The organism is Adlercreutzia sp. DFI.6.23, assembly GCF_024462535.1.
Classification (GTDB): Bacteria; Actinomycetota; Coriobacteriia; order Coriobacteriales; family Eggerthellaceae; genus Adlercreutzia; species Adlercreutzia rubneri.
Map to the genome: position 1 here is coordinate 1 of NZ_JANGBP010000116.1, position 427 is coordinate 427.

At 61.8% G+C, this 427-nt stretch carries 1 protein-coding gene; it reads right to left on the bottom strand.

Translation table 11 applies throughout. The annotated features are described in order from the left end of the window. Positions 1-60: 60 nt before the first annotated feature. The coding region (locus tag NE591_RS12590) for a molecular chaperone TorD family protein (RefSeq protein WP_256156783.1) at positions 61-427 on the bottom strand (367 nt) is incomplete at its 5' end.

Here is a 427-nt window from a genome sequence, read left to right on the forward strand (position 1 = left end):
CGCCTGTTCCTGCGTACGCTATAATGTCGCAGGTGCAGGCGCTAAGCGAGGGGGCCTTCTTTAGGCTACCGAGGCCAACGTATTCGGCGAAGCGGCTTGAACGACCCCGAGCAGACCGCCGGCGAGATCGGCCAGAAGGCCATAATAGGTCGCCCCCTCCTTGTGCAGCGCCGCTGCAAATTGCCCGAACCACGGAACCAAATCGGCCTCGACGAACGACGTCAGCAAAGCTGCCTCCTCCGCCTTTGCAAGGCCGTTCGAGGTCGCCCGCTGCGCGAGCGCGCTGCAGTAGAGGAGCTCGATACCGATATGGTCGGCATACTGGTTGTTCTCGTTCGACACCTCGAGCCCCGCATCGCGAAGGCGCTCCTGCATGCGAAACGTCGGCTCACCGAACCCGTTCGTCACACCTTCCTGCACATAAAAC